The following is a 21100-nucleotide window of genomic DNA, read 5'->3' as shown; positions in this document are numbered from 1 at the left end:
GAAATAGTTAATTTGGGGGAGTCTACTTTGAACTTGAAAACTACTGGATGGGAAGTTTGAACGTATAGGAACAAATTACTTATATTGCATCGGTATTATCTACCAACTTATACTTAAACAAGGTTGGTATCAATTAGTTGCGTTTTCTATAATGGTCAGGTTGAGGTTTGTGAATTTTGTTCTAAGAAATTTCAGACTCATATATTAGTCTTTCCGTAAGTTTAAAATTAGTTGAACGAAAAAAAGGGGAAATGCATAAGTATGAAACATTCGATTAACATCAGCGGAAACCATGCGACGGTTTTTTTAAAGGAAAAAATACATGTTAGCGACGCCTCGTTACTAAGGGATGATCTATTAGATATTATCGACCAAGGAGTTACGGACCTTAGGATTGATCTCTCAGAACTCACTTATATCGATAGTTCGGGACTAGGAACCTTAGTGACTATTAATAAACGCACTCAGGGCCGGGTAGTGTTGGTGGGTGCTCAAGGGTTACCATTGGAGCTGATCAAACGTACGCGGCTTGATAGGGTCTTTAATATTGAATAAACAGCTACCTTATACTTAGGAATTCCGAATAAGATACGAAAGAACGTTCACATCTTGAGTCAGGGTTACAAGGGTAAGTTGTTGAGACGTGTGAATCAGGAAGAGAAAAGAAGCTCCCATGGAAAAATATAGGGAACATCTTTTCTCATCTTTTTTTGCACCGAAATGAATTTTCTTTAAATATATCAAATTAAAATTCTGATTATTGGTAATTAAAGGACTAATTAGACAATTTTTTTCTGTTATTCGTGAAACTGCAGAATAAAAGAAGGAATATTAAATAGTTATGTCAAAATAAACAGTGTAAGAATTTCTCCTAAATAAGTGTTTTTAGAACATGCGGCAAAGATGTATAGAACTATGAGTTTTCAGCACTAAATTGTAAGGGAGGAATCTGTTTTCTACTTACGTAGGATCAGGAAATGAATGAAAATGACATTAGCAAGAAAAATGGTGGCCTATTTTCTACTAGTAATCTTAGTAGCGACGGCAGGATTCGTGTATACCGTTTATAGCTGCACTCAAGCACAAGCGTTTGTCAATAATCTTAAGGGATATGAGATACCGTGCCTAGAGAAAACCACTGAAATCGCGTATAATGCCTTGGGAGAATCCTATAATATTAAAGCCTATTTGCTCTATGGAACAGATCAGTATCTTGATGAATTCAAACGATTAGCTGATATGAATGCAAAGTTGGAAGATGAGCTTATTAAAGAGGCACGTACAGAAGATTCACGTAGTTTGTATGTGGAGATTAAAGCACTGAACGATGAATACACTAAGGGTGACGATGAAAAACTAATTCCTTTATGGAAGGCAGGAAACAAGGACGCGGCAATGGAAATTGCAACTAACGAATTAGCACCGTTGGCTACGCAATTGATAAATAAAGTTGATGAAGCGAAAACTCGTCAAAATAATGCAATTAACCAAGCAATGGATAATACGTTTAAAGCCACGAAACAGGCAAACATGGTAGCCATAGCTTCAGCAATCCTAGTTGTAATTTTAGGAATTATAATTGGATTGTTTGCTGCCCGCAAGATTACAGCCCCGATCAAGGTGTTACAGGGGTTAATGGCTGAGGCGAGCGAAGGAAATCTGCTGGTAAAGGCGGCTGTTCAGACTAAAGATGAAATTGGACAGCTTTGCGAATCATTTAATACTATGATTACAGCCCAAAAGGAAATAGTACAAGCGGTGAACAGTAGTTCGATTGAATTGGCCGCAGCTTCTCAGGAAATGGCGGCTTCTTCAACCGATGTGTCGGAGGCGACAACAAACATTTCCCAAAAAACTCAGACGGTGGCACGGTCGATGGAAGAAGCATCTAACTCGAGTATAGAAACTTCACAGGTTCTGATCGAACTTTCAGCTCTTATTCAGATTGCTAAGGATAAAGCGGCTTCAGCTAGTATTAAATCAGAAGCTTCAATTAACGCAGCTAAAGAAGGAAAGGCCACTGTAGACGAAGTCAGGCAGTGCATGAACACTATTTATAACAAGACAAGAGAAGCTGAAAAAGTAATCACGCTTCTGAATGAATACTCTCAACAAATTAGCATCATTAATGAAACCATTACGGGGATTGCCAATCAAACCAATCTGCTTGCACTTAATGCGGCTATTGAAGCGGCTCGGGCTGGCGAGTCAGGTAGAGGATTTGCCGTTGTTGCGGAGGAAGTCAGAAAACTGGCAGAACAATCCAATGCTGAAGCTGGAAATATTCTACAACTTGTTTCCAAGATTACGGAGAATACCGATAGTGCGGTTGTAGCCATGAAGCATAGCCTAGCCGAGGTTGAGGTAGGTGTGGAAGAGGTCAACAAGGCAGGAAAATCGTTGGAGAACATTATGTTGGCCGTTACAGAAACAGTAAGTGATATCGATGGAATTGCTAAAGTAACCGACGATGAGGTTGCCTCATCCGATAAAATCGTGCAATTAATTGAAATTGTTGCCGAAGATATTGAGGGCACAAGCAGGGAAGCCCAAGAAGTTTCAGCAGCAATCGAAGAGACTACAGCAACCATTGAAACCGTAGCAGCAAGTTCTGAGCAGACAAGTGCAATGGCACAAAATCTGCACAATCTTATTTCTAGGTTCAAAGTTGATGCGTCAGGAGAAAAATCATGAAGCATTCAATCAAAGTCAGCGGCAACCAAGCGACGGTATTTTTAAATGACAAAATTTACGTTAGTGATGCCGCATTACTGAGGGTTGATTTATTAGAGTTAATTGACCAAGGAATCACAGAGCTGAGGATAGATCTCTCGAAACTTACCTATATTGATAGCTCGGGATTGGGAACATTAGTGTCTATTAATAAACGCACTAAGGAAAAGAAAGGTAGACTTATATTGATAGGCGCTCAAGGTCTGCCAATGGAACTGATCAAACGTACGCGGCTGGACAAGGTGTTTTTGTTATTGAATAATTAATCATCACACAGGCGATAAGACTAATCCCAAAAAATAAAAATATTATTCTTGAGGGGCTCTAGGCAAGATTGATAATCTGTTAGTCTAGAGCCCGAGTTCTATTAAGAGCATTGCCTTAAGCGCTAAGAAGATCATTAAAGCTTATGAAGAGAAATGTTACAAAGGTTTCTAAGTATAAAATGACAGCGGAAGAATAATGTCTGTCTGCAATACAGGAGGTAGCCGTAATAATTATTAAAAAACATGATCACTCTGCGCCGGATAAACAATATAAAGGCAACTTCAATTTGCTATTTGACCAAATAGAGGATTATCTTATCCTCTTAGATGAAAAGGGTAGAATCATTCGGGCGAACAAAGCTGCCAGAGAAAAATTGAAATATACCCTTGAAGAAATGAGCGGTATGAACGCTGAACTTCTGTATGGATGTACAGGGGTCCAGGAATTTGTAAAAGCCATGTTAGCAGGAGAGAGCTTTCAATGTTTGATGTCACTATGTACTAAATTGGGAAGGCAAATACCTACGGAAACCCGAGTTGTTAAAGATAAGTGGGAGAATGAGAACGTAATATATGTTATAAGCAAGGATGTTTCGGCAGTCAAAAAGGCTGACAATCAGTTAGACCAAGCTTCTTCATTATCCCGAACAACCCTTAGAAAATTGGATACAGGGGAATATGTTAATGTAAAAGATGGCCTTGTCCACACGCTCGGTTATGAGTGTCCAGAAATATTGGGGATGGTTAGAGATATTACGGAAAGGAAAAGACTTGAAAAAAAACTAAGGGAACAGGTAAAATATGCAGAGTTGCTGTTTAGAACCGTCCCTAGTGCTGTTCTTTCAGTAGATAAGCATCGAAAGATATTTAGATGGAATAAAATTGCCGAGGAGATAACGGGTTATACTGCTGAAGAAGTAATGGGAAAAGAATGTTCAGTGGTACTGCATGGAGTAGGTATCGAGGGTTGCGAGTTGTGTCGTAACGCTACTGACTCCCCCCTAATCACTGAAAATTGTAGAATCATGACTAAAGATGGTCAAATCAGACATGTGTTAAAGAGCGTAGCAATATTGAAAGATGAATACGGCCAAATTAGTGAGAAAATGGAGTGTTTCGAGGATATCACTGAGATGATTAATATGGAGGCGGAACTTAGGGAAAGCAAAGAACGATATGCAGCAATTGTAAACAATGCTCCTCAGATTGTAGTTATCCATAAAAAAGGTATAGTTGAATTTGTAAATGATACCGTCATAGGAGTATTAGGGTACAGGGAAGAGGAATGTATCGGTCGTCATATGAAGGATTTTATGACAGAAAGTTCTTTAATGCTCGTTAACTCAGTTTTGTTAGATAGGTCTGAGGGAAAAGCTAGCTTCCCTTATGAAATAGAACTTATCAAAAAGTCCGGTGAAATCGTAAATGTGCTTTTGAGGGGGACCGATGTAACCTTGGAAAGTGATAGGCTACCTTGGCAGTAATGTTGGATATAACGGAAAGAAAAAAATTGTACTCTAAGCTGAGAGCGAGTGAAGAGAAATTTAGGCAGTTTGCCGAAACGGTCAATGAGATCTTTCTGATTACTAATAAGGAAAGAATTGTCTATGTCAGTCCGGCCTACGAAAGAATTAGTGGGATGTCCTGTCAGAGTCTGCTGGACAACCCACATTCATTGGTCGAGTTAATTGATCCGTTTGACCGTCTAAGAATGCGAAGTTCTTTCCCCCGGAATTTTCTGGATATGAACCTAGTAACAAACGAAGAGTTTAGAATTATTAGACCTGACGGGGAAGTGCGCTGGCTCTGGCTTCAAAGTTATCCTGTGCAGGATGAAGCAAACAAAAGTCCGCTTAAAGCGACCAGTATCGTAGATATAACTGATCGGAAGAAAATTGAAGAGCAGCTTTTAGACCGGGAACAGGAAACTCAGATGGAGCTCTTGTTAGCGTCGCGAGTACAGCAGGATTCCCTACCCCACCCTTTTACTGGAGACATGGTACGGGTCTGTACGATCTTTGAGCCCTATAGAACTGTCAGTGGAGATTTTTTTAACTACAAGTGGTTTGAAGAAGACAAAAAATTGTGTGGATACATTATTGATGTCAGTGGACATGGCGTAGCAACAGCTTTGCAAACTGCTACCTTTAAAATGATGCTGGACAACATCCTGCTCAATGGAGAAAAAATTGAGACGAGTGTCCTTAAAAATATAAACAAGAAAATAATGAACTATTTATATGAGGATTCTTTTATAGCCTTGCTGTACTTCGAATTTGATTTACAAGCTTCAGTGCTTAAACTTATCTCCGCAGGGATAACCTTATTTCTAGCTGCCAAGCCACAGGAGTGTTCTTTAGTCCCCATATCGGGTTGTTATCTCGGTGTTATAGATGATCCTGATATCGAAATGGTGACCCTACCTCTTAAAGCAGGGGAAATCTATTGTATGATGAGCGATGGGGCTTCAGATCTAATAGAATTACAAGGAATACGTAAGCATGGAAGTTTTATGGAATATAAGAACTGGCTTGAGTTACTGGCGGAAAGTCCGGAAAGAAATGATGATTTTTCAGTTATTTGTATTGAAGTTCTCCAAGAAAATAAGAAAGAAATCATACTGGATGTAAAAAATGAAGTGGACCTTGCAAATGCTCAGATAATTATTAGTGAATTCCTAGAACGGAACGCGCCAAGCAATGTATCAATGTTAGAGGTAGCCATCAATGAAGCTATGAACAATGGCTTTTACGCTGGTGGGCGAGTTCAGGTTAAAGCAAGACGAATTGGAGATAAGCTAATAATAAGAGTCATGGACGATGGTCCGGGTTTCGATACTAAGAAAGTTGGTGCTCGCCTAAAAGAAGATATGTGCGAAGAAGAGTTTGATGAACTTCTAGAGGCAGAAAGTGGACGAGGTGTTTTACTGATGAAACTATTTTGTGACAAAGTGATCTATAATGCTAAGGGTAATGAAGTGCTCTTGATTAAGAAATTATATTAAGGAAAAAAATCTGAGTTCATTTGCAATTTTAAGAACAAATCAGATAAATCAGAATTATTTGACATATCATCGTAAGAAAGCAGGAAAAAATCGCTTAATGTTGAAGGAGTACCCTACTTGAAATTTCAAGGGGGTATTCTTTTTTGAGTATATGGAATAGAATGCGATGCATTGGGACAGTAAGATTAACTTATATAATTATTGCAACAATTTTAATAGGCCTCACCGTAGTGCTTTCGATCGGGTTTTATTACGATTTTTTAAACTATAGACTTAGTGAGAGACGTGTTAAAGCAATGTCGCTAACGTTGTGCTTAAGTAGCGAACTAAAAAGTCTATACGGAGATATTATTACGCAGGCCAATCTAACCGATAATTCGAATGAAGAGAAAGTATTAGCTTTGAATCCAATAATACAACCTCTGTTTGATCAGACATCAAAGCAATATCCGGATTATAGCATTGGATATTATGATATTAGGTTTGATTCAATCGTGGCAAAAGACTCCGATTTTAAATTTCCTATGTTGCAAAAAATACCTAAAAGCGACCCTTGTTTCAAAACCTACCTAAGTGGCAAGCTGGAAATTATTGAGAATACCATTTCGGTTGGGTTGTGGAAACGAAAAGGGAGCATTTCTGTTACAATACCATTTAGTACAGATAATATAGCAATTGGGCATGTATGGGCAAAGGTAGAAACCGATGATGTGTATCAGAGTGTGTTCGAGGATACGGTGGCTTTTGCAGGACTTTTAACGGTCTTATTTTTTATCCCTTTTGCCTTAACTTGGTTCATGATAAGTAAGGTTAGACAACAATTGAGTTCCTTTGCGAAATCAATATTCAAAGACGAGGACAGTGTGCAGATTGACACACGAATACTTCCGGAATTATCGCCATTACTTAAGGCAGCTAAAGAACGTTCTCAACAACTCCGAACCTATGAGGCCATGGTGAAAAACTCTTGCGATTCTATAAGTAAAATTGATCCGGATCTAAAAATATCGAGCATCAATCCGGCAGGGCAAAGAATGTATGGATATACTGCTATAGAAGTTTTCGGGCGAGAAATTACGCTATTAGCGGTTCCAGACGAGGCCCAAAAAATGAAAGAAGATTTTGAGCGCGTAAAAACAGGTGAAGAAGTACCAACCCTCCATGTTCAGGGAAAGAAAAAAGATGGAAAGGTAATCGACGTTTCATGCAGTCTTTCAGCCATTAGAGATGATCAAGATAATATTATAGGCATAATGGCAATCTCTCGAGACATTACTGAACATAAACAGATGGAAGCAGAGATGAAACGGCTTGATGGCTTAAATATTATTGGCAAAATGGCCGCCAGCATAGCCCATGAAATAAGGAATCCGATGACAACAGTACGTGGTTTCCTACAGATGTTAGGGGCCAAAGCGAATCTTCAAGTTTACAAAGACTATTTCCAACTTATGATCGAAGAACTAGACAGAGCCAACTCAATCATTACAGAATTCTTATCTCTAAGTCGAAATACTCCTATAGCGCTTAGTAGACAAAGCCTTAATACGATTATCACTAAGCTGATGCCGATGTTACAAGCGGATGCTTTGAGAAGCGAGAAAGATCTAATAGTTGAACTCAAGGAGATCCCTAACCTCGAATTAAATGAGCAAGAAATTCGACAAGTCATTTTAAACTTAGCTCGAAACGGGTTAGAATCCATGTCAGCAGGTGGAGTGATGACAATTAAAACTTATTTTGAAAATGGCAAAATAGTAATGAGCTTTATTGATCAGGGATCAGGGATACCAGCGGAGGTCCTTGGAAATATTGGCAAACCATTCCTGACGACTAAAGATAATGGTACGGGCTTAGGATTGCCAGTATCCTATAACATTATATATCGCCATGGAGGAACTATTAGCGTTGAAACAGGAAATGGAGGCACAACATTTCGGATCATATTGCCCCTTGAGCCTACTTCGAAGTGTTCGAGCAGCAATGAGTAAGTAATTTCCATATTACGACAAATGATTACCTATTATTGGATAATATATTCTTGCCATTTCAGCAAAATAGCAATAAAATTCTTCTTGAGAATGACATTTCAGGAGGAATCCAAATGGAAAAGAAACTTTTGAAAAGAATAGAGGGACTCCGTAAGAGACTCAATAAAGTTGGTCTAACTCGTAACCTAATTGATAGTGAGGTTGTGGAGGTTAGTCAGCAGTTAGATCGCTTACTTAACCAATACCAAAAGATAACTTCTTACCAGCAGTTAAGCTTTTGGTAATCATGAGGATAGTAACAACTACTTATGGTTATGATTCGCCTAAGTTTTGGTGAAGCATAACCGTTTTTTCTTAATATTTGTTTACTAATGTTCCTGCGCGGGCATCACAGATGAAGAAAAATGGCCTAACGTAACTAAAAGATGAAACTTTTATGTGCGTTTAGTTTGAGGAGGGATTATAATAGACAAATGACTTAGGAGGTTAAAATGAACTACATTGTATTTGATTTGGAATTTAATATGTTCTTCAAATTCAAAGAAGGCGATTCTGCTAATTCTGATCTAAAAAACGAAATTATCCAGATCGGAGCAGTTAAATTAAATGAGCAGTTAGAAGTCGTTGGTAAATTTGATTTATTAATTAAGCCCGTAATTTATAAGAGAATGAATCCCTATGTTAAGAGGAAAACCAATATAAATACAAGTCGGGTTCAGCACGGAATACCTTTTGTTAAAGCAATTGAGAGCTTTAAGTCATGGATTGGTGAGGAATATATTTTATGCTCTTGGGGGCATGATGATATATTAGCTTTACATGATAATTGCCAGTTTTTTGGTGTTGACTCGTTATCATTTAACAAGTTCATTAATATCCAACAAATTTATATGAACTTAAAGAGCTTAACCAAACAACCCAGTTTAGAAAGCGTCGTAGAAGGTTTAGAAATTGAAATAAATTCTCCTTTTCACGATGCCTTCAGCGATGCCTCGTATACCTCTGACATTTTCAAAAAAGTATATGATTTTTCTGGGGATGCAGTCGTGAATTGGGAAAAAGAGCAAAAGGAAAATGAGTTAAAGATAGAAAAATTAAAAACTCTAATAAATAAAGCAGATATTTGGTGTCCCGAGTGTGGTGCCTTTGTGCAAAAAAATGGGGAGGTAACTAAAAGGAAAAAGTATTTTGCTTTTGGATATTGTGCATTATGTAATATTCGGATAAGACATATCTCCAGAATTACGCATAAGAATGGCGAGTATAATATTGTTTCGAACAATACGATCTATGGTAATGAAGAAGTATTAGATTAGGAATTTATGTAAGGGTAAGTGAAAATAAAGAGAATTTTTTGAAAAAGGCCTTGTCAAACTTACATTTATTGTTTATACTATGTTTAGAAAATTTGAGATTACAGGTGCCTCATTTAAGAGGAGAATAAGGGAAGTCGGTGAAAGTCCGGCGCGGTCCCGCCACTGTAAACGGGGAGTAAGAAGTGTAACCACGGGGTAGTCCCGGAAGGTACTTCAGATGTGATGATCCGTAAGCCAGGAGACCTGCCTGTAGTCAAGCTAAAAGCCTACCTTGTCGAAGAACCAAGAGTAGTGTGGACGAGATTATGGAAAAGTCTCTAGTCACTTTGTGATTAGAGACTTTTTATTTTTTTGCTACTTCAAATGTTCTTTTCAAGGTGCTCGTAGTCCAAGCATTGAAAGGAGAGTTTTGTTTTGACACTAATGGAAATGGCTCAAAAGGGTCAAGAGAACCCGCTTTTTACAAGGATTTCTCAAGATGAACATATGAATGTGCAACTCCTTATGGAACGGGTTGCTATAGGACAAATTGTGATACCCTATAATATTCATCACCAGCCCAAAAAACCTCAAGGGTTTGGGTTGGGACTAAGTACCAAAGTTAGTGCCAGCATCGGCATCGATGCAGATGAGGATCAGTTAGTTGACGAACTATTTAAAGTAGATGAGGCTGTCAGAGCAGGAACGCATGCTGTCATGGATTTGAGTACCGCGGGTGATATGGATGAAGCAAGAAGAACCATCATTGAAAGAGTACCATTACCGTTAGGTTCTCTGCCTATTTATCAAGCTTTTGCTGAAGCGGTGCGCACGAAGGGGTCAGCCTTAGCGCTTGAACCAGAAGATTTTTTTCAAGTTATGGAGCGTCAAGCAGCAGATGGCGTAGACTTTATGGGCTTGCATTGCGCTTTGCACAGCGGATTATTACAAACGGCCAAGGCGGATCAGCGGGTCCTAAATCTGGTGAGTCGAGGTGGATCCTTGCTGATGGGTTGGATGCTCTATCATGGTAAGGAAAACTTTTTGTATACCATGTTTGACCGCATCCTTGAAATCGCTAAAAAACATGAGGTTACCTTAAGCTTAGCAGATGCAATGCGACCGGGTGCAGGGGCAGATTCATTATGTCGTTCACAGGTTGAAGAACTGGTCATTTTAGGTGAGTTAGTGAAGCGTAGCAGACAAGCTGGAGTACAAATCATGATTAAGGGACCTGGTCACACTCCACCAAATCAAATTGCCACAACCATTAAATTAGAAAAACAAGTGTGTCAGGGTGCCCCATATTTTGTCTTCGGCCCGGTATCGACGGATGTAGCGCCAGGCTATGACGAAATCACCGCTGCTATCGGTGGGGCTATGGCAGGTGCAGCTGGGGCAGATCTACTCTGTTACGTTACACCGGCTGAACATATTGCTTACCCGAATGCCCAGGATGTTTACCGGGGAGTAGTCGCTTCGCGTATTGCTGCTCACGTGGCCGATCTGGCAAAAGGATATCCTGGAGCAGAGAATTGGGATTTGCAAATGAGCAAAGCACGGCGAGAGCAAAATGTAGAAGCGCAGAAAATGTTAGCGTTATCCCAGGAAAGGCTTGCTGATTTCCACTCAAGCGAAAAGCCTCTCTGTAACAAATGTCAAAAGGGGTGTGCTATGGCTGTGGCTGGTGAGTTCTTTCAAGAACTACCGTGGGAGTGCTAAATCGAGGTTCGAATATGGGTAGGGGCTAATGCGAGGTTCGAAGTTCGTGGATCGGAGTTCGAACATGAGTAAGGGCATAAGCGAGGTTTGGGTTCGAATATCGGTAGGGGCACGTGATTAAGGGTGAGAATGCAAGCAAGACAATGCTAGAGAACTAGAATAAAGAACTAAGAATTTAAATGAAGAATGGAGAGATTGAGATGACCCAATTGATTAAAGCGAGACAAGGAATTATTACTCCTGAGGTAGAGAAATTAGCCAAAATAGAAGGATTTAGAGCGGAAGAATTATGTGAGAAGGTTGCCCAAGGTCGAGTAGTGATCATGAAAAACAAGCTACGTAAGAACTCGGTCGGGGTCGCAGTCGGGGAAGGACTTCGTACTAAAGTAAATGCTAACATCGGAACCTCACCAGACTGTGTGGACTTTGAGGATGAGCTTCACAAAATAAGAGTTGCCGAAGGTGCAGGTGCCGATGCGATTATGGAGTTAAGTACAGGCGGCGATATTGATGCTTTCCGCCGTAAGGTTATTGCTTCTACGACATTACCTGTCGGCTCTGTCCCAACTTATCAAGCAGGGATGGAGAGTATTTTCAAAAACGGAAGCGTTGTAGGCATGAAGGTTGAGGATATGTTCGAAATGATTGAACGTCAAGCAGCGGATGGAATTGACTTTATGGCAATCCATTCAGCTTTAAACAGATCGATCTTGGAAAGGCTAAAGAATCAAGGCAGAATCACTGATATTGTAAGTCGGGGTGGGGCCTTTTTAACAGGTTGGATGTTCCACAACGACCAAGATAATCCTCTTTATACCCAATTTGATCGTGTGCTGGAAATTTGTAAAAAGTACGATGTAACACTTAGCATTGGAGATGCTATTCGACCGGGTTGTATTGAAGATTCTCTGGACCGTGCTCAAGTCCAAGGGGTGATTGTGGCTGGAGAGTTAGTGAAGCGGGCTCTGGAAGCTGGCGTTCAAGTGATGGTAGAAGGCCCGGGCCATGTACCGTTGAATCAAATTCCGCCAACTATCTTGCTCCAAAAACAACTTTGTCATCATGTCCCGTATTATATACTGGGTAATTTAGTTACAGATATCGCCCCGGGTTATGACCATATCACAGCAGCGATCGGCGCCACAACGGCTGCCATTTCCGGAGCCAATTTTATTTGTTATGTAACACCTGCCGAACATCTCCGCCTGCCAACCGCAGAAGATGTTCATGCTGGGGTCATTGCTACGCGCATTGCAACACACGCTGCAGATATTGTGAATGGAGTTAAAGGTGCACGAGAATGGGATTTAGCTATGGCTCGTGCTCGTAAGGCCTTGGATTGGGATAAACAAATTGAACTGGCTATTGATCCTCCTACGGCGCGGCGGATCCGTGGAGAGCGTAATGAAGAGGGGGATGTAGCCTGCTCGATGTGTGGTGGTTTCTGCGCCATGAAAGTGGTTGGAGAATACCTCGGAACAACGGAAGGCAGCTGTTAAAAAACACGAGGGAGGGGCCAAAATGAACCAAGTCGGGATCATTATGGGAAGTGATTCAGATTATCAAGTCATGGAGGAAGCTCTGGAAGTTCTGCGTCAATTTGAAGTTTCCTTCGATGTTATTATTTCCTCCGCTCAGAGGACGTTGGATAGAACCGTCAATTGGGTGAAAGGTTTTGAAACCCAAGGAGGCAAACTGATTATTGCAGCGGCTGGGTTAGCTGCTCATTTGCCGGGGGTTGTAGCGGGGGCGACGATTTTACCTGTCATCGGTGTGCCGATGAGCAGTGGTGCTTTAGAAGGAATCGATGCCCTTTACTCCATTGTGCAAATGCCTACAGGAATTCCAGTTGCAACCGTAGGGATCGGTGGGGCACGAAATGCGGCCTTGCTTGCGGTACAAATTCTGACGATTCAAGATAGGGACTTAAGTATTAAGGTTAAAGACTATCGTGCTCAGATGCTGCAGGATATTGAGGCTAAGGACGAAGCGCTCCAAAGACAGTTGAGTGAAGTAAGTTGAAGTCCGATACAGGTGCTCAGTACTTAGAGGATCTGGCAACAGGGTACTGGTTTTCTGAGGCATTGTTTACGGCAGTAGAATTAGAGGTTTTTACTTTACTGGAGCCTAAAGGCTTGACGACCGCCGTACTGGCTGGTGTATTGGAGATGCCTACCTCTGGTCTAGAGCGTTTTCTTCAGGCTCTTTGCGCTCTTAACTTAGTGGTTTGTGATGGAGGTAGTTATTTTAATACCAAGCTGGCTAGTGACTATCTTGTGATAGGCAGGCGTAATTATCAAGGGGATTCGATCCTCTGGCGCAAGGCTCTACGGCTAGGGTGGCAGGACCTAGCAGGATCCCTTAAGGCCGGTGGCAGAGTGAATTTTCCAGCCGAAGAAGAGGATGCAAAGCAGTTTAGCCAGCGGATTCGTAAATATATCAAAGCTATGGATAATGTGGCTAGGACTAAAGTGGAGGAAATCTTACCATTCTTCCAGGGGCTTGACCTCAAGGGAGAGCTTCTGGATGTTGGAACTGGTTCAGGGGCGATTGCCAGTGGTTTTCTAGAGAGCTTTCCAGCGCTATCGGCCACCTTGCTAGATATTGGAGAGGTCCTTAACTATACGCGAGAGTTGTTGGACAAGCAGGAGATCGGAAAACGGGTTTCCTATCAACCAACTAATATATTAGAGCCCTGGACTGTAGGACAAGAGCGGTTCGATTTAGTTGTTCTCTCCAATATTATTCACGCTTATTCCGAAGAGGAAATTCCATTGATCCTAGACCGAGCTGCAAATTGTCTCAAACCGGAAGGATTCCTGGTAATTCATGATTTTTTCCCCGAACACTCCCCAGAAAAAGCTGCTCTACTAGATCTAAATATGTTTATTAATACCTACAATGGCAGAACCTTCTCCCAAGCTTGGGTCAGAGAGCAACTTGCCATGTCTAAACTCCATACAACTGAGCTCATTCCCTTAGAGACGGACACTGCTGTAATCTTTGCAGCGAAGGACGCAACAAAATTAGCCACTCTTCGCTTGGATGCCAGGACCCGACTGATCGCGAGGATCAAAGCTATGGGATTTGGCCAAGTTCTTCCAATATCTACAGCAGATATTCATGTTTCAGATTGGACGGACCTCCGTTGCCAGTATGGTTGTGATCGGTATGGACATCCCCACTGTCCGCCTAATAGTCCCACCCCGCAAAAAACTAGGGACGCTCTAAAAGATTTTTCGCAGGCGCTCCTGCTAGAGGGGGAGCCTCCAGGAAAGATATTTCAAAAACGGGTTTTGGCCGCTGAAAGAGAGGGGTTTCTGGCGGGATTTCATAAGGCCTTCTCTTATTGGGCTGGCCCATGCGTGCTTTGTGATACCTGTGCTGCAAGTTTTCCTAACGGGAAGTGTTGCAATACACGGGATGCCAGGCCCGCCATGGAGGGAGCGGGTATCGATGTCTTTGAGACCGTCAGACGGGCGGGACTTAATCTTGGGATTTTGCGCAACAAGGGCGACTATGTTAGATATTTTGCTCTGTTGCTATTGGAGTGAATTACGTGCGTGTTCTAATGATCCAAACCCCTTCAGTTGAAGAAATATCTCAGGAACGAGTCTATCCAATCGGAATTGTTCTTCTTGCTGGTCACCTGCAAGGCCATGGTCATGAGATAGATATCCTGGACATGAACTTGGAACGAGATCCTTTCGGAGTGCTGAAGGAGAAACTTTTGACGTTCCAACCGGAGGCCATTGGTTTATCCTTGCGCAATATTGATCCCTTAGGCAATAAAACCAGCTCGCTTATTGCACCCTTTATTGTCACGGTTCGCTTTATTGCCACCGTTTTGCCTCAAGCTAAGCTAATTGTTGGTGGTACAGGTTTTTCCCTTTTTCCAGAACGGCTGATGCTCGAACTACCGGAACTGGATTATGGCATTGTCGGAGAAGCAGAAGTATCCTTCCCAGCTCTTCTTAGTTCTATCAATGATCCCCCCCCAATGCCCGGGCTTTGCCGGCGAGAGGGGTCGAGAGTGCATGTTTCACCGCCCGCCACGAATTTTGATATGGCCAACTATGTTCCAGCAAATAGGCTTTTACTGGACCCTGCGCTTTATCAGGGGATTAACAACTATGTTCCAACGATTGGGATTGAGGCCAAACGGGGATGTGCGCTGAACTGCGCCTATTGTGTCTATCCTCAACTTCAGGGGAAGCGATTGCGGTGCCGACCAACCACGGCTGTCGTGGACGAAATGGAACTCTTGCATAAGGACTATGGGATTCAGAGTTTTCACTTTACCGACCCTGTACTCAACGTTCCTCACGGTCATCTCGAGGCAATCTGTGAGGAGCTACTGCGCAGAAAACTTAAAGTTCGGTGGGACGGATTCCTGCGGGAAGATCAGCTCAATGACAAGAATGTTGCTTTATACGAACGGGCTGGGTGTGAATGTTTTTCCTTCTCCCCCGACGGTCTATGTCAGGAATCACTGGACGTCTTGGGCAAAAACCTGAGCGAGGCGCAAATTTTAAAAGCAGCAAGTCTCGTCGCTCAAACCGACGTGGTTAGTGTTTATCATTTTATGGTTAATGTACCTGGAGAGACGGAAAAGACCTGTGAAAAAAGTATTCAGTTTGTTGAACGGCTTTATGAAATGCACAGCAAGAAAAAGAATCTGGGAACGATTATCTTGAATAATATTCGAATTTTACCAGGAACGAAGATCGAAAAAATAGCTAGGGCGCAAGGGGTAATCGACTCAGAGACGGATCTGCTCTATCCGACCTATTATAACCCGAAACCGTTTAGTGCTTTCCGATACAAACTGGAAACAATTCAGCAGTGCAGAAACGTGTTTATGTGGCAGGGAGTTGAGTAGCGAGATGAAGATACTGTTATTAGAGCACCCGCGGACCATCCGTTCGGAACGGTGTAACGACATTGCCAATACTCCTCTGGCCTCCTGCCTCCTTTCTGGTTATACTGCAGGAATGCTTATCAGTGAGGGGCATGAGGTAGAAGTTATTGAAGGATTCTTGGAGGGACTCGATTACCAGGAAATTGAACGCAGAGTAAAGGTATTTGAGCCGGAAATAATAGGAGTTCATATGGTTTACCATTGGCAGACGGACATGGTTTTATATGATTTTCTCCATAAGGTTAAAGCTGAGCGGCTTGCTTCTTATATTACGGCTTACGGGTATTATCCAACCACAGACTTTGAAGACGTGTTGTTACAGTGCCCGGACATTGATTCTGTGGTCCTAGGTGAACCGGAACTAACCTTTGCCCAGCTAGTCAAAGCTGTTAGTTGCGAAGATTGCCTAGAAAACATGCTTGGTCTGGCCCAGCGGGATGATTCAGGTACAATTGTTGCCATGCGACGCGAACTAATAGGTGATCTAGACGCCCTTCCTTTTCCCGTGCGAACGAAAGCCCTGTTCCGTTTGCCAGAAATAAACCTGCAGGGAAGTAGGGGATGTTATGGTGGGTGTACTTTTTGCTATATCAACCCTTTTTATGGACAGGGTTCGCAGTGGCGTGGACGAACTCCCGAAAATATCATAGCGGAAATTGATGAATTAATTGCTAGACATCAAATCAAGTCGTTTTATTTTACTGATCCTAATTTTTTTGGTCCCGGTGAAAGGGGCCAGCGACGGGCATTGCATTTGGCGGCCTTGATTAAATCCAGAAACGTTAAGTTTGGCATTGAGGCTCGGGTAAATGATATCCATGATGATACTGTTAAGGCGTTGGTGGAAGCTGGTCTGAACAATATTCTTATTGGACTTGAGAGTGGCAGTGACCGTTCGCTGCAGAGGATTAATAAACTGACGACGGTTGCCCAGAACGAGAAGGCTATCCGTATCCTCCGCAAATATGGGATCGAGCCGAGTGTTGGGTTTATCATGTTTGAGCCTGATTCATTCTTAGAAGATATCCGGGTCAACTTTGAATTTTTGAAGCGCAATGACCTAGTAAAAGACCTTTCTATTACTGCTAATGTACTTTACCATCATTTAATTGTCTTAAAAGGAACGAGGGCTCACCGAGATCTGAAAGCCGCTGGGCGTCTGGAAGTCCAAGCATCAACTTATGAAAGTATCGTGACGCTTAGGGATCCTAAAGTAGCGGTTTTAGCCATGATCATGAGGCAAACTACGAACTTCCTTTTTGACATTATGTCAGGAATTTGGGGAGGGCAGGTTGCGGAACCCGAGAATGCCCAAGAGCGATATACAAAAATAAATAGTGTGTTGGTCACTTTATTTGAGAATACATTAACAACGATGGAGGCCGGGGGACATTTTACGGAGGAACAGGTAGAAACTCTAGTTAGAACGACTGAAAAAGAGATTAATAAGATTTTGGCATGAGTGTCATAACCGCTCCACCTTCTCGAAATAATCGAGGCAGGTGTAGCGGTTTTTTCTTGCGTAAATCACCCTGTGGCAAAGTCGCAATTGTGAACATTTTCTGCTTATTACAAAAAGAATTGCGAGTTATGGTATAATGTATATGATTTCCATTGTGCAAATTACATAGGGGTTTTATAACATCAGAAGATTGGTCTGAGCTGCAAATATAAAGTTATAGAAGAAAGGTTGAGTGCCATGATATCTATTAAAATGCAAGAGCAGGTAAAAAGCAGTTCTGTTATTCGAGCCATGTTTGAGGAAGGAAAAAGGTTGGCCGAAATTCACGGAGCGGAAAATGTATTTGATTTTAGCATTGGGAACCCCAATGTTGAACCTCCTGAGGAAATAAATAAGGCAATCTTAGAGATTTTAAACACCGAACATCCTATGAGTATTCATGGGTATATGAATAATTCGGGTTATGAAGAAGTAAGAGCTACAATCGCCAAGTCCATCAATGATAAATTCGGTACTGCTTTTACCCAAAAAAACATTCTTATGACCGTTGGCGCAGCAGGTGGCTTAAATGTTATTTTCAAAACGTTACTTAACCCTCAGGATGAGGTCATTACTTTCGCACCGTTTTTCGGAGAGTACAGAAACTATGTGAAAAACTATGAGGGTGAGTTGGTAATAGTCTCCCCCAATACGGTTGATTTCCAGCCTAATCTGGAGGAATTCAAGGCGAAAATCACCCCTAAAACAAAAGCAGTGATCATCAATTCTCCCAATAATCCTACAGGGGTTGTCTATTCGGAAGAAACCATCATCAAGCTTTCTGAAATTCTGAGCGAGAAGCAAAAGGAATTTGGCACAGATATTTATCTTGTTTCGGATGAACCCTATCGAGAACTTGCTTATGATAATGTTGAAGTCCCATATCTAACAAAATATTATGCGAATACGATAATCGGGTATTCTTTCAGCAAATCTTTGTCGTTACCCGGTGAAAGAATTGGCTATTTAGTGATTTCGGATCAGGCTGCAGACTATGAAAATATTATTTCAGCAGCAAATATTGCCAATCGTATTTTAGGTTATGTCAATGCGCCGTCGTTATTTCAGCGCGTCGTTGCCAAGTGCTTAAATGCCAAGGTAGATATTGATACCTATAATAAGAATCGAGAACTTCTTTTTAATGGACTCTCATCCTATGGCTACGAATGTATTAAACCCGAAGGCGCTTTTTATTTGTTTGTGAAAACTCCGATTGAGAATGATGTTGAATTCTGCAACCTGGCCAAGAAGAAAAATATTCTCATTGTCACGGGCACGGCCTTTGGTTGTCCTGGTTACGTTCGAATTGCTTATTGTGTTGCTTATAAAACGATTGAGAAAGCATTGCCGGCCTTTAAAGCTTTAATAGAAGAAGTTTAATGACATTCTTATTAATAAAATAAAGTTATAGTGTACAAAGAACCTTTTCCTGAAATTGATAGGAAAAGGTTCTTTGTTGTTTAGGTAACTTAACTGAACAAGGAAATGGCCCAACCATTTAGGCGGTATCCTTATTATAGGCGCCTCATAATAATACGATAAATTCTAACACTAAATTCCATATTATCTCAGCACTTTTCTTAGGACTTCGACATTGTACGAGCATTATACTTTTATCAGAATACAACATACAGTAATGGGTCCACGTTATATCAAAGGATAATTTGGCGTGTAAATTGTATAAGTATAAAACTCAAATAAATGAAAAAAGAAGGCTTCCCAATATCTCATGAATCCTTGTAATAATGATACCTGAATATTCTTGTGATATTTCTAGCAAATAAAGAATAGAAAATGGTAAGGAGGTGGTGTGAAAATTGCCTAAGTTTAACGTGTCTGAAAATTAATTGCAGGAAGGTGAAAACATGATCTCAGAAGATGATGAGCTTTTTCAGAAAAAGTCAATGCTCAAAAGTGAAGACTGGTGGGCGGTCTGGCTTGGGTTATTCGTCTTTTTACTAAGCCTGGGTCCCGTTATTGGGATAGACCTGCTTGGTTGGGTGGTCAAATTCAATGTTTGGATCGATTCATCCAAAGCTCTGGCTCCAGTGTCCAAAAGCTTTCAAAGTATGTCGGGCATTAATGCAGCCTTGTTAACGTATCTATTCTTGCTAGTGATTACGACTATCGGCGCGGTAGCTATGGGAGCAAAGCCATTCAAATACCTCGTCGGCTTTAGTATTATTTACTGGATTACCTTTGGCTGCCTAGTCTTGGGTAATAATGCTTTCATTGCTGCTACCCCCGATAAACAAGCTAGCCTTAAAATACCCTGGTCGTTGAGCCTGGGAGAGATGGGCTTTGTTTTTGCTATGATCATCGGTCTAATCATAGGAAACTTTTTTCTTGGTTTTGCGAAGTTTTTGGAAGAGGCTGCTAAGCCGGAATGGTTTATTAAAACCGGCATTGTAATATTGGGAGCCGCCATTGGTATTAAGACAGTTGGTGCTCTGGGTTTGGCAAGCACAGTGATTATCCGGGGACTTTGCGCTGTGGTTGAGGCGTACTTAATTTATTGGCCGATAGTCTACTTTATTGCGCGCAGATACTTTAAATTCACACCGGAATGGGCTGCCCCTTTGGCGTCAGGTATCTCTATCTGTGGGGTTGCGGCAGCGATAGCTACTGGCGGAGCAATTCGTGCCCGTCAAATGATTCCCGTTGTTTTGTCTGCAGTCATTATTGTCTTTGTAGCTGTTGAATTGCTCTTTTTACCTTGGCTTGCTCAGTGCTGGCTATTTCGCGAACCAATGGTGGCTGGAGCTTGGATGGGCTTAGCCGTGAAGAGCGATGGTGGGGCTGTTGCTAGTGGGGCGATCACTGATTCGTTGATCCGAGCTAAGGCCTTAAAAGAACTAGGTATCAATTGGCAAGAAGGCTGGATTCTGATGGCAGCCACTACTACTAAAGTCTTTATCGATGTATTTATTGGTATATGGGCATTCATTTTGGCGGTCATCTGGTCTGTTTTTAGAATTGATAAATCAAAAACCTCAAAAGCAGGAAGTAAGGTTTCAGCGGGTGAGATCTGGGAACGTTTTCCTAAATTTGTCATAGGTTTTGCTTTAACTTTTCTGATTCTGCTGATAATGGGCTTAAAGAATCCTAGTATTGTAAAAACCGCGACCGTAGGATCTGACCAGGCAAACGCTTTACGGACATTCTTCTTTGCGTTATGTTTCTTCTCTATTGGTTTAGTAACGAACGTTCGCAAGCTTTGGGCAGCTGGCATGAGTCGTATTGTGGGAGTATATGTTGTCTGTCTATTTGGTTTTATTCTCTGGATTGGTCTCTTTGTTTCCTGGCTTTTCTACCATGGCATTACACCACCGATAGTTGGCGGCTAGCTCAGTAGGAGAAACTTGGTAAGGAGGTTTTGAATATGGCAAAAGAGCAACTCGGTAAAGCTGGACCGTTTATAGTAAATGCCCAGCCTGAGCTCGAAGCTGATGAATGGTATGACTTGCTACCTATTGAGAAAAAGCTTATCTCCTTCAGTTTAGGGTTAGGTTTGATATTACTAGCGATCTTTATCGTATCCTTTGGGGTATTTAAGTAAAGAAAGCATGATCAATGGTAATAAAAATTTGAATGAGGCTTAAACCTTAAACAAACCCACTGGATATAAATGTATAATCCAGTGGGTTTGTTTTCGTTCCTTGGGTGG

The 21100-nt window shown here is 41.5% G+C and carries 17 protein-coding genes and 1 riboswitch; all 17 genes read left to right on the top strand.

All coding sequences use genetic code 11. From position 1 onward, the window contains the following. Nucleotides 1-261: 261 nt before the first annotated feature. Complete coding sequence (locus DOT_RS11685; protein ID WP_009618647.1) at nt 262-555, top strand: STAS domain-containing protein; 294 nt, start codon at nt 262-264, stop codon at nt 553-555. A gap of 426 nt (nt 556-981) precedes the next feature. Beyond that, nucleotides 982-2694, top strand: a complete 1713-nt coding sequence (locus tag DOT_RS11680; protein ID WP_009618645.1) for a methyl-accepting chemotaxis protein — start codon at nt 982-984, stop codon at nt 2692-2694. Beyond that, entirely contained in the window at nt 2691-2999 is a 309-nt protein-coding gene (locus DOT_RS11675; RefSeq protein WP_009618643.1) for an STAS domain-containing protein, read from the top strand. Before DOT_RS11680 ends, DOT_RS11675 begins: the two co-directional genes overlap by 4 nt. A gap of 287 nt (nt 3000-3286) precedes the next feature. Continuing rightward, nucleotides 3287-4483 carry a PAS domain S-box protein gene (locus tag DOT_RS11670; RefSeq protein WP_009618641.1) on the top strand — a complete coding sequence of 399 codons (1197 nt, stop codon included), beginning with the start codon at nt 3287-3289 and terminating at the stop codon, nt 4481-4483. Continuing rightward, nucleotides 4483-6003, top strand: a complete 1521-nt coding sequence (locus DOT_RS11665; protein ID WP_207637043.1) for a SpoIIE family protein phosphatase — start codon at nt 4483-4485, stop codon at nt 6001-6003. Before DOT_RS11670 ends, DOT_RS11665 begins: the two co-directional genes overlap by 1 nt. Before the next feature lie 143 nt (nt 6004-6146). Further along, nucleotides 6147-7994 carry a PAS domain S-box protein gene (locus tag DOT_RS11660; protein WP_139024194.1) on the top strand — a complete coding sequence of 616 codons (1848 nt, stop codon included), beginning with the start codon at nt 6147-6149 and terminating at the stop codon, nt 7992-7994. A 113-nt stretch (nt 7995-8107) separates the two neighbouring features. After that, complete coding sequence (locus tag DOT_RS11655) at nt 8108-8278, top strand: aspartyl-phosphate phosphatase Spo0E family protein (RefSeq protein ID WP_009618635.1); 171 nt, start codon at nt 8108-8110, stop codon at nt 8276-8278. Nucleotides 8279-8485: 207 nt separating this feature from the next. Beyond that, entirely contained in the window at nt 8486-9310 is an 825-nt protein-coding gene (locus DOT_RS11650; RefSeq protein ID WP_009618633.1) for a 3'-5' exonuclease, read from the top strand. A gap of 85 nt (nt 9311-9395) precedes the next feature. Further along, a riboswitch (cobalamin riboswitch) is annotated at nt 9396-9576 on the top strand. Between the two features lie 157 nt (nt 9577-9733). Beyond that, on the top strand, nt 9734-11011 hold the full coding sequence (thiC, locus tag DOT_RS11645; RefSeq protein ID WP_242833826.1) for a phosphomethylpyrimidine synthase ThiC: 1278 nt from the start codon (nt 9734-9736) through the stop codon (nt 11009-11011). A 200-nt stretch (nt 11012-11211) separates the two neighbouring features. After that, nucleotides 11212-12510: a B12 lower ligand biosynthesis ThiC-like protein BzaB gene (bzaB, locus tag DOT_RS11640; protein WP_009618629.1), complete on the top strand. Its 1299-nt coding sequence runs from the start codon at nt 11212-11214 to the stop codon at nt 12508-12510. A 22-nt stretch (nt 12511-12532) separates the two neighbouring features. Next, nucleotides 12533-13033: a 5-(carboxyamino)imidazole ribonucleotide mutase gene (gene purE, locus DOT_RS11635; RefSeq protein WP_009618626.1), complete on the top strand. Its 501-nt coding sequence runs from the start codon at nt 12533-12535 to the stop codon at nt 13031-13033. Next, nucleotides 13030-14565 carry a DUF2284 domain-containing protein gene (locus DOT_RS11630; RefSeq protein WP_009618624.1) on the top strand — a complete coding sequence of 512 codons (1536 nt, stop codon included), beginning with the start codon at nt 13030-13032 and terminating at the stop codon, nt 14563-14565. Before purE ends, DOT_RS11630 begins: the two co-directional genes overlap by 4 nt. A gap of 5 nt (nt 14566-14570) precedes the next feature. Next, nucleotides 14571-15893 (top strand): B12 lower ligand biosynthesis radical SAM protein BzaD, encoded by a 1323-nt coding sequence (gene bzaD, locus DOT_RS11625; RefSeq protein WP_009618622.1) that lies wholly within the window; start codon nt 14571-14573, stop codon nt 15891-15893. Between the two features lie 4 nt (nt 15894-15897). Continuing rightward, nucleotides 15898-17394, top strand: coding sequence for a radical SAM protein (locus DOT_RS11620; RefSeq protein ID WP_009618621.1), 1497 nt, complete (start codon nt 15898-15900; stop codon nt 17392-17394). A 237-nt stretch (nt 17395-17631) separates the two neighbouring features. After that, entirely contained in the window at nt 17632-18813 is a 1182-nt protein-coding gene (locus DOT_RS11615) for a pyridoxal phosphate-dependent aminotransferase (protein WP_040411944.1), read from the top strand. Between the two features lie 485 nt (nt 18814-19298). Continuing rightward, the gene (locus DOT_RS11610; RefSeq protein WP_009618617.1) at nt 19299-20780 is read left to right on the top strand and encodes a putative sulfate exporter family transporter; all 1482 of its coding nucleotides are present in this window, start codon (nt 19299-19301) and stop codon (nt 20778-20780) included. 35 nt (nt 20781-20815) lie between these two features. Then, the gene (locus DOT_RS30420; RefSeq protein WP_009618615.1) at nt 20816-20992 is read left to right on the top strand and encodes a hypothetical protein; all 177 of its coding nucleotides are present in this window, start codon (nt 20816-20818) and stop codon (nt 20990-20992) included. The last annotated feature ends 108 nt before the right edge of the window (nt 20993-21100 follow it).

Source organism: Desulfosporosinus sp. OT (assembly GCF_000224515.1).
GTDB lineage: Bacteria > Bacillota > Desulfitobacteriia > Desulfitobacteriales > Desulfitobacteriaceae > Desulfosporosinus.
The sequence above is the reverse complement of the archived record's forward strand: the minus strand, read 5'-3'. Positions and strand labels throughout refer to the sequence as shown.